This is a genomic window from Chryseobacterium sp. ZHDP1 (genome assembly GCF_018603435.1).
GTDB lineage: Bacteria > Bacteroidota > Bacteroidia > Flavobacteriales > Weeksellaceae > Chryseobacterium > Chryseobacterium indicum.
This window is the reverse complement of record NZ_CP075682.1, coordinates 3,310,976-3,323,365: the sequence shown is the minus strand read 5'-3', so window position 1 is coordinate 3,323,365 and position 12,390 is coordinate 3,310,976. Positions and strand designations below refer to the sequence as shown.

Below are 12,390 nucleotides of genomic sequence, written 5' to 3'. Positions count from 1 at the left end.
CCCTGATAAGCTATCATTTTAAAATTCCTTTTCCGGAGGAACTGGACGACCAGACCTTCTGGAATAAATGGGAACAGCTGAAATGGGTACTGTTTTTTGAGAACAAAAGAGCCAACGCAAAAGAAGGAGAAAATGTCGAGTTATAATATTAATGTTAAAGAACTGATCAAACAGCACTTTCCGTTTACGCTTGGTTTTGCCACTCAGACCGTCGCAGATGCACTTTTTAACGGTTTTGATGATATACAGGTGCTGCCAACTAATAATGATCTTGCTAAAGTTTCCGTTATGGGAACACCGGTCTGGGATTTTATAGACCTGAAGCCTTCTTATATTGAAGGAACCGGTGAACGCTTCGGCGGGTATTCTTTTCCACTGGAAACGACCATTGAACCCATAAGACCTAAAAAGATTGTCGAAACCGATATTTTCGGGCGTGACGGAAATGTAGAGGAACTCATCGCACTGGATGACTGGCAATTGACCATTAGAGGGCTTTTGATCAATTATGAAAGCACCGATTACCCGGAACAGCAGGTCAAGGAATTACAACGGGTTTGTGAGCTTAAAACGTCATTACTTGAATGCGAAGGAACTCTGTTAACGATGCTCGGTATACATTATATGAGCATTCACAGGCTGACCTTAACGCCGTCGATTGGCTACTCGCATATTCAGGCTTTTGAATTGGAGGCAAAAAGTAAAACCCCTTTTATCATCTCCCCGTAATGGTACCCTGTATTGAAATACTAATCGGAACATTAAAGTTCACGGCAGCCACGGAAGTTACTATTAAAAAAAGCTGGCGAACCTTTACCGATACGGCAACCATTAAACTTCCGAAAGCCATCTATTATTATGACGGTAACGGCATTTTAAAACCGGTGGAACACCTCGGCAATTTCATAAAAGTCGGTGATAAGGTAGAAATCAGACTGGGGTACAACCGGCAGCTGTTTACAGAGTTTACCGGCTATGTGGCACGGTCACCAAGGATTAATATTCCCTATGAACTGATTTGCGAGGATGAAATGTGGCAGCTCAAACGAAAAGAAACAAGCGTGTCCATTGAAAACGCCACGGTACAGCAGATTATTCAGGCGGTCGCTCCAGGGTATGAACTGGATTGTATTGATGAAGTCTACGGAGATTTTTCGATGAAACAGACCACCGCCGTCAAGGTTTTTAATGAGCTTCAGGAAAAAGCGGGCATTTACACCTTTTTCAGGGACGGACGACTGGTGTGCGGTAAAATCTATTCGGACGAAAAGGTTTCAAAGGCTCAGCCGGTGTTTGAATACGGCGAGAATATTATTGATCACAACCTGCAATATATTTTCCCGGATGAAGCTAAAGTGAAAATTTATGCGAAAAGTAAGCAAAGTAATGGAACTTATGAAAGAATTGAACTTGGAGAAGAAGGTGGTGATGTTGAGCATTGGGATTTCAGTGCGGGATTAGATAAGGAAACTTTGAAAAAAAATGCAGAATCCCGATTGAAAAACAAAAAGACAAGAGGAGGTTACAAAGGCACTATAACCTCTTTTGGCTGGTCACGGGTGGAACACGGACAGGTGGTACAGGTACGGGATAAAAAATATGAAGAAAGGAATACCAAAAATTTCGTGGATGAAGTGGAGATCACAATGAGCGCAACCGGCGGTTACAGAAGAATAATTGAAATAGGAAAAACGTACAGGGATGGAGAGTTTAAAACAATTACTTAACAGGTTTCCGGTAGAGGTGGCAAATGCAAAAGTAATAGATGTAAAAGAAAATATTTGTCATATTATTTTAGAAAATTCCGGTCAAGAAATATGGAATTGTTCTATAAACTCTATTGTTGAAAATAAGGAAAATCAATTAACGGTTTATCCTAAAGAAGAAAGCATTGTTGTTGTAGGGTTAACAGGTGATGGAAGTGCCACCATTTTAGCCGTAAGTGAAGTTGAAAAGATTTACTTCAGGAACGAAAAAGCAGAATTCACTTTCGATGGTTCCGGTTTTCAGTTCAACCGGGACGGTGAAAATTTAAAGGAAGTTCTTAACGGGTTTCAGGACGGGTTCGGAAAACTCTGTGATGAGCTGGCAAAAGTGGTGGTTTCTATCGGGGTAACCCCTGACGTTCCGGCAATCATGCAGATTAAAAATGAAATTGTCAACACCAATAAACAGGCATTAAACAAAATTTTAACCTAAAAAATTATGAATGATATCCTACTGAATGAAGACAACGATATTTCCATTGTAAACGGTGATTTTCATATTGGAGAATCCGGACAACAGGAAATTGAAAGCCTACTCATTGCCTTTAAAGGGGAATTTAAAAATACCCCGCTTCTGGGCGCAGAACTGCCCCGAATGCTCAAGGCAAGAAATACCCGCCAGGGGATTACCCGTGAGGTCAACGAACAGCTAAAATATGACGGCTTTACCCGCATTGATTTTCAAATTGAAGATGCTGAAAATTTCACCATAAACGCCCAAAGAGATGCCCCTTAATAAAGCCCAGCTCATCCAAAGGCTTATTACGATGTTACATAAGCCATCAACGACCGGTAATGTAGAAACCGCGGCTCAGGAACTGGCGGATGCCATCGAGGAATATGTAAAAAGCGGAACTGTGACCGGAATTTGCGGAGGTGCCGGAAGTTCTTTAACGCAGGGAAAAGTAACATAATGAAAACAATTGTTTTAACTCATCAGACTATTCTGGACATTGCAATTCAATACACAGGAACCGTAGAAAACTGCTTTGCCATCGCCGTGGCTAATGGCTTGTCGGTTTCGGACGTATTATCTGCAGGATTACCCCTTGAAATTCCTGAAGATGTATTTAAAAATACGGACGTCCTGAATTATTACGATGCCAAGAACATACAGCCTGCAACGGGCTGGTCAGCCGAACAGGACAGCGAAATACCAACATTAAAAGGGATTGGCTATATGCAGATTGCAAACGGTTTTAAAGTAAGCTAATATGAACAGTACACTTCAGGAACTCATCGGACTTATCCTTTCGCTAAAAGAGGCAAACCCTTTTTTACAGGGGCTGACCTCCAATTCTAAAACAGCAGTCTGGCGCAATATGCTGGAAACGGTGGCTTTTATGATTTTTAATTTTCAGGAAGCCCTCAGATTGCACATGAAAGAAATTGACGATAAAATCGCTGCCCAGAAAGTTCCCAATGAAAAATGGTACCGCGAGCAGGCACTCCGGTTTCAGTATGGGTTTGAACTGGATCCGCTTTCCTACACCGGGGAGTTTCTCCCAACCTATGAAGACGGAAACGGAAATATCATTACCGCAACACAGCAGGAGATCGAAGATTCAAAAATTATAAAGTATGCTTCGGTTACTGCCAATATCAGCGGAAACGGGGTAAAAAAAATATCCATGAAAATTGCCGGTGAAAATATGGACGATGTGATTTCAGATGAAAAAGCCCTTGCTTTTAAATCGTATATCGAAAGAATACAGGCGACCGGAGACAATATTGTGGTGGTGAATTTCCTGCCGGATATTCTTTTATTAAAATACAGGATCTGTTTCGATCCCTTACTCCTGCATCCGGACGGCATGAGCATTCTGACGGCGGAGTATCCCGTTAAAATTGCCATTGAGAATTTTTTAAAAAACCTGCCATTTAACGGTGAGCTTTCTGTCGAAGCCTTGGAAAATGTTATTCAGGAAGTGAACGGCGTAAGAGACCTGCAAAAATTAGAGGTTTCGAGCCAATGGATCGAACCGGGAACCGGGTATGGATTATTCCAACCCGTTGAGATCAGCAGAATCCCCAAATCAGGGCGGTTTAAAATTGAAGACTGGAGCGGAATAGAATACATTAATTATCAGCCTGCCGAGTAATGAAAGATGAGTTATTTAATATCAGTTATAAACAGTTAGCCCTATGGTGGCTGCCTACTTCCAGGAGAAAACCGGTAACCCTTCATTTTTTGTGGTGCCTGATTTTCCCTCTTGAAGCATTATACATTGAGTTTCTGAAAAGAAGAAAACAGAATTTAATTAAAATGAATTTCAATTACCAGAAATTCTCTATGGAACGAAGGCTTAATGATGCTTTTGATCCATTGGAAAGAAGGATCCGGATTGTAAATGCCGTGCAGTATGAAGGGGTTTATTTGTATACGGAAGCCGAGGACAATCTCTATTTTTCCAAAACCCGGTGGCTTTACGGGGATGAAAATCCTCTGTACCTGCGAACGGAAGCGGAATTGTATTCAGAGTACGATTTTATCGTCAGGATTCCCGGCACGCCGATCAATATGCATCAGCTCAGAGCCGAGATTGACTTTTACAAATTAATAAGCAAACGCTACAGCATAGAAATCATACCATAATGAGAATTAATATCCAATTTCTTCAGACCGGCGGTGTTCCCCTCACCAACGATTTAATGGACGTGCTCCAGGAAGCATACACCATCTTCAATGTTTTGGGGGATGTAGCCGGGCATTTAACGATTCTCTCGGGCTGTACGCCCACCGGGCAGAGCGTAAGCCCCGGTATTGTGGTGATCAACGGGGACGTCCTCTATTTTGAGGGCGGACTGGTCACTGCTTCGGTGTATATCCATACGGCGCAGATCACCAAAACGTTTCAGGATCAGACCGATAAAATACTGATCGAAAAGAAAACGGTAAAATTCGGACTTTCTGCTCCTGACAATATGTGGAACTGGGGCGACTTTAAAAGACTGGACACGTTAAAGGTCATGATGGAAAAAATCAATGCCGCCGCAACGCAAGCCGACCTGAACGATATTAAAACAAGGCTTGACAAAGTAGAGCTCAAGACCGCTCCCATTGTTAACGGGGGGATTGCATGGTTCTGGCGCAAGCCCCTTTCTGAGATTCCGGCGGGTTGGAAACCCTGCACGGATTTTAAAGGAAAGACCATTTTCGGGCTTGATCCCAACGATCCTGTTTTTTCAACCCTGGGAACCACGGTCGGCAGCCACAGTAAAACCATCACCCAGAATAATATTCCGGATTATGTGATCCCTTTTTACGGAGCCACCAACAGCGGGCAGACCGCCGTGGGGAATGACCTTTCCGTTATCAAATGGAACGGGAAAGCCCCGGACGGATTCTATGACCATACCTACGGGATCAATTCCGGGGGAAAGGGAATGCCCATGGATGTCCTGAACCGCGGGGTCATTGTCGATTTTATAGAACCTGATTTTCAATAATATTTTACACCTCATGGCAACACCTTTAAATACACTTTTAAGCTGGTTTGAAACCGGGGATTTTCCCACACAGGCACAATTTCAGGCTTCATGGTCTTCATTCTGGCATAAGGATGAGTCCATCCCCATGTCGCAGGTTAGCGGGCTTGCCGGGCTTTTTGAACAGACGGCAAGCGCGCAAGCCCTCAGCAGCCATCTCAATGATTCGAATGCGCACGCCGGATACCTCGCAAAACTGGACGCTTCGAACCTGACCGCCGCCCATGTCAATGCATGGAAAAACAGGCTGGGCGTAGATGAGATTCCTGCCAATACCGCTCTGGTGGATATGGGACAGAGCCAGTCGGTATACAATAAAGAGCAGATCAATTCCCTTTGTATGCTGCTGGAAAACTATGTTAACAGCGACGGGAAAATTATGTCCGGAATGATTGAGGCGTTAGGTTTAACCGAGCTTATTACGGTAACACAGACTTCGCTAGCTTCTTTCATGGCTGATCATGCCAATTATACCTATGAAAAAAATGATATGATTGCCATTCCTGACGGAGCAGGAAATTATTCTTTATACATCTACAAAGGAGGCAGCAAAACGGCGGCTGATAATTATATTCCCACCGGATTAACGAATCTCACCATTGCAATGGTTCAGGGCTTACAGGCAGCTTTGGACGGCAAAATGAATAAGCCGGCGGCAAGCGGAAATTATTACGCGAGGTATTTTCTCGGGCAGGTTTCATGGGCTGCAATCAATCCCGCTTCCGGTTACCTGCTGTTCTGGAACGGAAATGATTTTACGGGATCCCGCATTTATACAGATGGCACGAAATTCGGCATCGGTACAACGGCACCTGCTGAAATGCTGCATCTCAGCAATGGAAGGATCCGGAGTAAAGCAGTGGTTTTTGATGAAAATACGGAAACCCTGCCGTATCAGATCACGCACTCAAACAGGCGTTATTATGGCTCGGATTTAACCGGAGCAGCCAGAATGTTTATGTACAGGGACTACGCAGACTATAAAGCACTTTGGGAAGGCTTTACCGACGCACAGAAAAATGAAATAAAAACGATCGCAAACGGTGGCTGGACGACCAATACCATGAGTGTAGCCATTATAACCCCGCCAATTGCGGCGAAACAGGATACAGCACAGTGGTTTGTAATGAGGGGTGCCAATCTGAATCTAAATCCCGCAGGTTTTGCCGTGTATCTGGTAGATGCAGGAGGTACTGAGTTTCAGGTTCCCAACAGTCAGGTGCAATTATATACCAGCGGTTTAGACCTTTCCTTCTGGTATAATTTTAAAGATTTCGCTTTGGGAACCTATAAGGTTAAGCTCTGGAACGGAGCAGCTTCTTATACAACCGGGGCGAGTGTTACCATTACTCTGGTTTCTAATGTAACCCCGATTGATTTTTCAGGGATGACATGGGAGAAAGTGTCAACCACTCCGGCACAGGTCAACAACACCATCAATGCCTCCGGTACAACGGTAAGCCATTATCCAAATTCAGGCAATGCACCATATACTGAATTTGAAACGGTTGTATGTGCAGCCAAGTCGGGTACAATAATTTCGGATAATGAAAATTTTTATTTGAAAGCTTCTGTTACGGTAGGTTCAGGACGTTTAACAAGCTGGGGGAATATCATCGGTGTCGGTCTTTCTTCCAATCCTCTGACTTTGGTAAACAGCAGTCAGGCATTTTCTAAAATAAAACAAAATAATGACTCCAGTTCAATGAAATATGGCTGGGCGGATATGTCGTCATCTCTGATATCGGGAGGCTTCAATATAGGACAATTCCAATCCATACCCTACGAAGTGATGATTATGAGAAATCAGGGCATTTATACCATTATCGTTTCCACAGGCTCAGTATCGGCAACTTTTGTAAAAAGTGGTTCAAACGGAGCTTTGTCTTTGTTGTATTACGGATTCAGTGCGGCAGATATTGACGGGATTACGCCTCCCACGGCGTGTACATCCAGTGTAAGTTTCATTGAAGGTTATAAATTTTAATAAATAAGATCATGAATACTGAATTAATAGTAACGCCTGAAGTGCAGGCAGTATTAGACACCATAAAAAACACCGGTAAATCATGGCATGAAATGATGCTTCCGGATCATCCGATGTATCCGCAGTTTGCAAGGAAATTAGTGGTAACAGGTTTTAATACGCCCGATATGGAAGGCGGGGAAGACCGTATTTACGTCAATGTCCGCCAGTACCTGATCATAAAGGACGGCAATATCATCCATAAACGGTTAAAAATGCCCGACTGGATGATCCATGAAGGAAATGTGGAACAGGTCATGGGAAAGGACGGTTTTTTAAAAGGCATCTACAGGACAACGGATGATGAAGGGCTGGTTACCGACGAAAAAGAAGCCATACTAAAAGCTCCGTCTGTTCAGTATATCCGTTTTCTGATCAAAACAAAAGCCGCACATCTGGTGGATATTTTACAGCAGTTTATGGGGCTGTATACAGAACTTTTTGATAAAGAAATTAACGAAATATAACAATGAAAGAATTGATAACGGAACCCATGGTTGCCTTTCTCGGAGCCCTTCTGACAGGACTGGCAGGATTTATATTCGGAAAGAGAAAACTCAGGGCGGAAGTTGCCGGGATGAACGCCGACAACGAAGGAAAGGAAATTGAAAACGCCGATAAACTGGTTAAACTATACAAGGAAGCTTTGGATGATCTGGGCATCCGCTACGAAGCCAAATTCAGGGAATTTTCGGATTTATCGGATAAAAAAGTACTGATGCTTCAGGAGCAGATCGATTTTCAGAAACAGATCAACGAACAGCTGAAAGCGGAAAATAATCTGTTAAAGGCAGAAAATACGATACTCAAAACAAAATTAAAAGAAAATGGGATTACCATAACCTCATAAAAACAAAGAACATGGCAGATTTTAAATACAAAGAGCAGCACGCGGTCATCATAAAGACGGACAGCGAAAAAGAACAAAAAGAATTGTTCGATAAACTAAAGAAAATGGGATTTAAAAATTTAAAAGTTGTATCCGTATAAAATCTTTAGGTTCCATTGGTCAATTAATATAATAATAGAAATCAAATGAAAATTGAAGTAAAACATACCTGCGAAAATTTTAATTCGTTCAGATCAGAAAAAGTGAAAAGTTTATTTAACGCTGAAAGCGGACACACATGGCAGCATACCGCCGAACTTCCGATTGAGGAGGAAGGATGGCAGATCGGGCTTATTGTCGGTGCTTCAGGAAGCGGCAAAACATCAATAGGCAGCCAAATTTGGGAAAATGGGATTGTAAACCTTGCCGAAGGTTGGAACTCTGACCTGCCGATCATTGAGGACATTGCGCCCGGCTCAGATATGAATACTGTAACGAGTGCATTGTCCGCCGTTGGGTTGGGTGACGTTCCGGCATGGCTCCGACCTTTTAAGGTGCTTAGTAACGGCGAACAGTTCCGCGCGGGGCTTGCACGCCTTATTTGTGAAGCCCCGGACAAGGTGGTGATTGATGAATTTACCTCGGTCGTGGACAGGCAGATTGCCAAAATTGGAGCCTCTGCCTTTTCAAAAGCCTGGCGGAAAACAAAAGGAAAACAAATTGTACTCTTATCATGCCATTATGATATTGTTGAATGGCTGCAACCTGATTGGGTCTATGACACCCGGACAGGTGAAGTAAAAAAAAAGCCTCAAAACGACCGCCTGTTAAACTTGACATTTGGAAGGTCAACGGAAGTTACTGGAAGTTTTTTAAACCGCATTATTATTTAGATTTAAAACATCCGCCCTGTGCCGAATATTTTGTCGGAACCGTAGACGGAGAATTGGTGTGCCACGTTGCGGTTTGCCCAAATTTTCAAATAAAAGGATACAGGGCGACCCGCTTGGTTGTGATGCCGGAATGGCAGGGAGCGGGAGTCGGAACTGCCTTTTTAAATGAAATCATGCAGTATCATCTGGAGGGTAAAGGAAGGTGTAACCACAAATATCCGACCTATTTTCATACCTCACACCCGCAGCTTTGCGGATACCTCAGACATTCTCCGAAATGGAAACAGGTATCGGCAAAACTTACCGGAGACAACAAAGCACGAAGTATTAAAACAATGTACGAAACGGGCAAAGGTTTTGACGGGGGCAAAAAGAAAACAACCGGAGGATTCGGGGGACATTTTAGAGCGGTACAGGGTTTTAAATATATTGGAAATGAAGAAATTTAAAGTTTTTATATCAGGTCAGAAGTTCTTTGCCGAAGAAGTTTTCAGGCTTTGTCAAAAATTAGACATTGAAATTGTCGGGGTTTCTTGCCCTTTAGATGATCAGTATATCGGAAAGGCTGCCCGCCGTTGGAATATTCCCATTATTCCCTCAGGCAGTTTAAACGCCAGCAATATGCCGGAGTGCGATTTGGGCATTACTGCACATTCGTTTGACTATATCGGAAAAAAAACAAGATATATTCCACGTTTGGGATGGCTGGGATATCATCCCTCTTTACTCCCAAGACATCGCGGGCGCAGCTCTATTGAATGGGCAATCAGAATGAAGGAACCGATTACCGGAGGGACGGTATTCTGGCTCAATGCAGGGATTGACAGAGGGGACATTGCTTATCAGGATTGGTGCTGGATTCCTCCGGAATACTTTTTAAGCCCTCAAAAATCCGCTGCAAGACTCTGGCGCGACACATTGCTCCCCATGGGAGTGAAACTCTTTGAATCAGCCCTTAATGATATTTTAAATGGCGTTATCAAAAGGACTCCGCAGGACAAAAGGTTCAGTACATTCGAACCCGACACCAATGTCAAAGATATATATCGACCGGATCTCTTAATGATAGAATATGAAAACAGCCACCAATAAGTGGCTGTTTTTTTATATGTTCGGCTTTATATTTTTCTCGGCAGTTTCGAAAAGGGCTTTGCGCTTTTTGGAATTGTTGATTGTATATGATTTGCTAGTAAATTATAATTTTCACAATTTGATTTGGCGAGATGGAGGTAGTGATAACGGAAGAGATATTGAAGCAAATTCAAATTATTCAAATCCTTTCAACACTATTGAGCAAAAATGGTTTTTTGAATGCAAACATTATTCAGCAGGTGTTCCACCAGCAGACTTAAATTCAAAAATCGCATGGGCCGACGCAGAACAACCTAACTTTTTAGTTTTTTTTATAAGCTCATATATAACAACTGCTGCCAGAACTTGGCTAGAAAAAATTTCCCATCAAAAGAATTATAAAATTCTAGTGGTCGAAGGACCTGATTTGAAAAATAGAATTGTTCAATATTCAGATTTAGTCGAACGCTATTTCTCTGAAAATAACTATGAAAAATTATTCAAGGATATCAAAGATTACAAAGTAAAATTTAATATAAATCCAAGTTATGAAGTTTTAAAAGAAATAATAGAAAATATTGATTTGGATAAATTAGATAAGGAAGATTTAGGATTTATAATCTTAAATTTTTACGACCAATACAAAGCCTTTGAAGGTAGGAATGATTATTATGGCGATTTTAATGGGAAAGTAATAATTAGAGTATTGGAGCATCTGAAAAAAATCATAACAAATGACAAACTCACGTCATTTGATGAATACAAAGAAAATTATGATGAACTTGGTGGAGCTGGTTTTTTAGATGAAATGTATTGGCTTGATAATGATGAATATGAAGGAGAAATGGAGAATTATAATTTTCAATATTATGATTTACATTTAAACAACAAAAAGGAACAAGAATTTTGGAAAGTCGGAAATTATGCTTTTATCATCTTTGAAGATGTGGCTTTTGAAATATTTAAGGATAGTGAAACAGAAATAAGAATAATAAAAGAATTTAATCCTGACAACCTTCCTGAAATGTCAATAAATCTTAGTGAAAATACAGTTGCAAATTATAAAAAGTATAAAGAAAAATTCGTCACATAACAGCCGTTTCTCGTAATTGCGAATTTTGTGGTAAGTTCACGTCTGCGTTTCGCAAGAATTTTTATCTTTAAAATAAAAAGTTCCCAAGTTCGCAACTGAAGAGAAGCGGAGAACGTTATCTACAAGCAAATACAAAATTCCGCATAAATGAAAACAATAAAAAAGTAATCATCAAAATAAAATTTTATATTAGTATAATAAATGGCTTTGCGAATATCGTATATTTTGGATTGACGCAATGTGTACATTTTGAAGTTAGCAGTTAATAAATATGGACATTGGAAGTATAAACATTAACATCACGGCCGCAAAAATTTGTCGCGACAATTTAAAGGACAAATTCTTAAAAGAATTGTTATCCAATTATTGTAGTTCTCTAGACCTAATATTGACAACATTATCAGTTCCTATTTCGTTTATGGCTCACGGACTTAGAAAATCTAAAGCGTTTCATTTTTCATTGCAGGATGCAAATACAATGGTAATGAACGGTGAAGGCATAAAAGAAAACGACCCGAAAAAGACAGCAGAAGAACTAATTAAATATTTTGAAGACCTTTTAAAAAACAACGACAAAAATCAAATAGAAAATGCTGTCACGGAAATCGAAAAATTGATTGAACAAGTTCCTATTCTTCGCGAATCATACAATAATCTTGGACTTAACGCATTAGTTAATAGTTGGACTATTTTCGAAGCGTTTGCAAAAGACTTATGGATTTACTGCTTAAACAACTATCCCAAAAAATATTTGTTTAACCTACTAAAAAACGGAAAGGATACTGAACAAGAAATTGATGGAATTTCTGGTAAGAACATTACAATTGGTCTTTTGGCAAAGTATGACTTTGATATTTCAAAAAACTTAGGTGATTTATTATCTCCCAAATACGATTTTACAAGTGTGAGAGGAATTAAAAAATCCTTTAAAGATTTATTTGCATTGAAAGACAATGAAATTTCGTTTTTTGACAATCCTCATTTATCACAACTTGAAATAACTCGCCATTTGCTTGTCCATAATGCAGGTATCATAGACGCAGACTATTTAAATCGCACAAATAGGATGAATGAAATCTTAAAAGACAAAATATCTTTGACAACAGAAGAAACAAGTGACTTAATAAATGCAGGTACCGAGACATTGAAAGAAATATTTTTACTTGCTGACAATAAATTAACAACTGCTAACGGCAGTTTGGCGTGATGGTGGGTGACGTGGG

Annotated in this window: 18 protein-coding genes; all 18 read left to right on the top strand. The window is 40.8% G+C overall.

Going from position 1 to position 12,390, the window contains the following annotated elements:
- The first annotated feature begins 132 nt into the window (after positions 1-132).
- The 18 genes from KKI44_RS15145 to KKI44_RS15065 all read left to right on the top strand — a co-directional run bounded on the left by KKI44_RS15145 (position 133) and on the right by KKI44_RS15065 (position 12,374).
- Complete coding sequence (locus KKI44_RS15145; RefSeq protein ID WP_214588136.1) at positions 133-729, top strand: DUF6046 domain-containing protein; 597 nt, start codon at positions 133-135, stop codon at positions 727-729.
- Complete coding sequence (locus KKI44_RS15140; RefSeq protein WP_214588135.1) at positions 729-1,727, top strand: phage late control D family protein; 999 nt, start codon at positions 729-731, stop codon at positions 1,725-1,727. The genes KKI44_RS15145 and KKI44_RS15140 overlap by 1 nt, the downstream gene beginning before the upstream one ends.
- Positions 1,702-2,199, top strand: coding sequence for a hypothetical protein (locus tag KKI44_RS15135; protein WP_214588134.1), 498 nt, complete (start codon positions 1,702-1,704; stop codon positions 2,197-2,199). Before KKI44_RS15140 ends, KKI44_RS15135 begins: the two co-directional genes overlap by 26 nt.
- Before the next feature lie 6 nt (positions 2,200-2,205).
- Complete coding sequence (locus KKI44_RS15130; protein ID WP_214588133.1) at positions 2,206-2,502, top strand: hypothetical protein; 297 nt, start codon at positions 2,206-2,208, stop codon at positions 2,500-2,502.
- Positions 2,492-2,680: a hypothetical protein gene (locus tag KKI44_RS15125; protein WP_076396820.1), complete on the top strand. Its 189-nt coding sequence runs from the start codon at positions 2,492-2,494 to the stop codon at positions 2,678-2,680. The genes KKI44_RS15130 and KKI44_RS15125 overlap by 11 nt, the downstream gene beginning before the upstream one ends.
- Entirely contained in the window at positions 2,680-2,979 is a 300-nt protein-coding gene (locus KKI44_RS15120) for a hypothetical protein (protein ID WP_076396822.1), read from the top strand. The genes KKI44_RS15125 and KKI44_RS15120 overlap by 1 nt, the downstream gene beginning before the upstream one ends.
- Position 2,980: 1 nt before the next feature.
- Positions 2,981-3,868: a hypothetical protein gene (locus KKI44_RS15115; protein WP_214588132.1), complete on the top strand. Its 888-nt coding sequence runs from the start codon at positions 2,981-2,983 to the stop codon at positions 3,866-3,868.
- Positions 3,868-4,362 (top strand): hypothetical protein, encoded by a 495-nt coding sequence (locus tag KKI44_RS15110; RefSeq protein WP_076396826.1) that lies wholly within the window; start codon positions 3,868-3,870, stop codon positions 4,360-4,362. The genes KKI44_RS15115 and KKI44_RS15110 overlap by 1 nt, the downstream gene beginning before the upstream one ends.
- Before the next feature lie 224 nt (positions 4,363-4,586).
- On the top strand, positions 4,587-5,216 hold the full coding sequence (locus tag KKI44_RS15105; RefSeq protein ID WP_139326241.1) for a hypothetical protein: 630 nt from the start codon (positions 4,587-4,589) through the stop codon (positions 5,214-5,216).
- A 13-nt stretch (positions 5,217-5,229) separates the two neighbouring features.
- Positions 5,230-7,242 (top strand): hypothetical protein, encoded by a 2,013-nt coding sequence (locus tag KKI44_RS15100; protein ID WP_214588131.1) that lies wholly within the window; start codon positions 5,230-5,232, stop codon positions 7,240-7,242.
- A gap of 11 nt (positions 7,243-7,253) precedes the next feature.
- The gene (locus KKI44_RS15095) at positions 7,254-7,748 is read left to right on the top strand and encodes a hypothetical protein (protein WP_214588130.1); all 495 of its coding nucleotides are present in this window, start codon (positions 7,254-7,256) and stop codon (positions 7,746-7,748) included.
- Between the two features lie 2 nt (positions 7,749-7,750).
- Positions 7,751-8,131 (top strand): hypothetical protein, encoded by a 381-nt coding sequence (locus KKI44_RS15090; protein WP_214588129.1) that lies wholly within the window; start codon positions 7,751-7,753, stop codon positions 8,129-8,131.
- A gap of 11 nt (positions 8,132-8,142) precedes the next feature.
- Positions 8,143-8,271, top strand: a complete 129-nt coding sequence (locus KKI44_RS22805; protein WP_262497940.1) for a hypothetical protein — start codon at positions 8,143-8,145, stop codon at positions 8,269-8,271.
- A gap of 45 nt (positions 8,272-8,316) precedes the next feature.
- Positions 8,317-9,003, top strand: a complete 687-nt coding sequence (locus KKI44_RS15085; protein WP_214588128.1) for a hypothetical protein — start codon at positions 8,317-8,319, stop codon at positions 9,001-9,003.
- The gene (locus KKI44_RS15080) at positions 8,949-9,452 is read left to right on the top strand and encodes a GNAT family N-acetyltransferase (RefSeq protein ID WP_214591167.1); all 504 of its coding nucleotides are present in this window, start codon (positions 8,949-8,951) and stop codon (positions 9,450-9,452) included. The genes KKI44_RS15085 and KKI44_RS15080 overlap by 55 nt, the downstream gene beginning before the upstream one ends.
- On the top strand, positions 9,439-10,095 hold the full coding sequence (locus KKI44_RS15075; RefSeq protein WP_214588127.1) for a formyltransferase family protein: 657 nt from the start codon (positions 9,439-9,441) through the stop codon (positions 10,093-10,095). The genes KKI44_RS15080 and KKI44_RS15075 overlap by 14 nt, the downstream gene beginning before the upstream one ends.
- Positions 10,076-11,167, top strand: a complete 1,092-nt coding sequence (locus KKI44_RS15070; RefSeq protein WP_214588126.1) for a restriction endonuclease — start codon at positions 10,076-10,078, stop codon at positions 11,165-11,167. The genes KKI44_RS15075 and KKI44_RS15070 overlap by 20 nt, the downstream gene beginning before the upstream one ends.
- 388 nt (positions 11,168-11,555) lie before the next feature.
- Positions 11,556-12,374 carry a hypothetical protein gene (locus KKI44_RS15065; RefSeq protein WP_214588122.1) on the top strand — a complete coding sequence of 273 codons (819 nt, stop codon included), beginning with the start codon at positions 11,556-11,558 and terminating at the stop codon, positions 12,372-12,374.
- The last annotated feature ends 16 nt before the right edge of the window (positions 12,375-12,390 follow it).

Coding starts and splice junctions, on each gene's coding strand:
- KKI44_RS15145 (WP_214588136.1), top strand. CDS start 133: ATGTCGAGTTATAATATTAATGTTAAAGAACTGATCAAACAGCACTTT.
- KKI44_RS15140 (WP_214588135.1), top strand. CDS start 729: ATGGTACCCTGTATTGAAATACTAATCGGAACATTAAAGTTCACGGCA.
- KKI44_RS15135 (WP_214588134.1), top strand. CDS start 1,702: ATGGAGAGTTTAAAACAATTACTTAACAGGTTTCCGGTAGAGGTGGCA.
- KKI44_RS15130 (WP_214588133.1), top strand. CDS start 2,206: ATGAATGATATCCTACTGAATGAAGACAACGATATTTCCATTGTAAAC.
- KKI44_RS15125 (WP_076396820.1), top strand. CDS start 2,492: ATGCCCCTTAATAAAGCCCAGCTCATCCAAAGGCTTATTACGATGTTA.
- KKI44_RS15120 (WP_076396822.1), top strand. CDS start 2,680: ATGAAAACAATTGTTTTAACTCATCAGACTATTCTGGACATTGCAATT.
- KKI44_RS15115 (WP_214588132.1), top strand. CDS start 2,981: ATGAACAGTACACTTCAGGAACTCATCGGACTTATCCTTTCGCTAAAA.
- KKI44_RS15110 (WP_076396826.1), top strand. CDS start 3,868: ATGAAAGATGAGTTATTTAATATCAGTTATAAACAGTTAGCCCTATGG.
- KKI44_RS15100 (WP_214588131.1), top strand. CDS start 5,230: ATGGCAACACCTTTAAATACACTTTTAAGCTGGTTTGAAACCGGGGAT.
- KKI44_RS15095 (WP_214588130.1), top strand. CDS start 7,254: ATGAATACTGAATTAATAGTAACGCCTGAAGTGCAGGCAGTATTAGAC.
- KKI44_RS15090 (WP_214588129.1), top strand. CDS start 7,751: ATGAAAGAATTGATAACGGAACCCATGGTTGCCTTTCTCGGAGCCCTT.
- KKI44_RS22805 (WP_262497940.1), top strand. CDS start 8,143: ATGGCAGATTTTAAATACAAAGAGCAGCACGCGGTCATCATAAAGACG.
- KKI44_RS15085 (WP_214588128.1), top strand. CDS start 8,317: ATGAAAATTGAAGTAAAACATACCTGCGAAAATTTTAATTCGTTCAGA.
- KKI44_RS15075 (WP_214588127.1), top strand. CDS start 9,439: ATGAAGAAATTTAAAGTTTTTATATCAGGTCAGAAGTTCTTTGCCGAA.
- KKI44_RS15070 (WP_214588126.1), top strand. CDS start 10,076: ATGAAAACAGCCACCAATAAGTGGCTGTTTTTTTATATGTTCGGCTTT.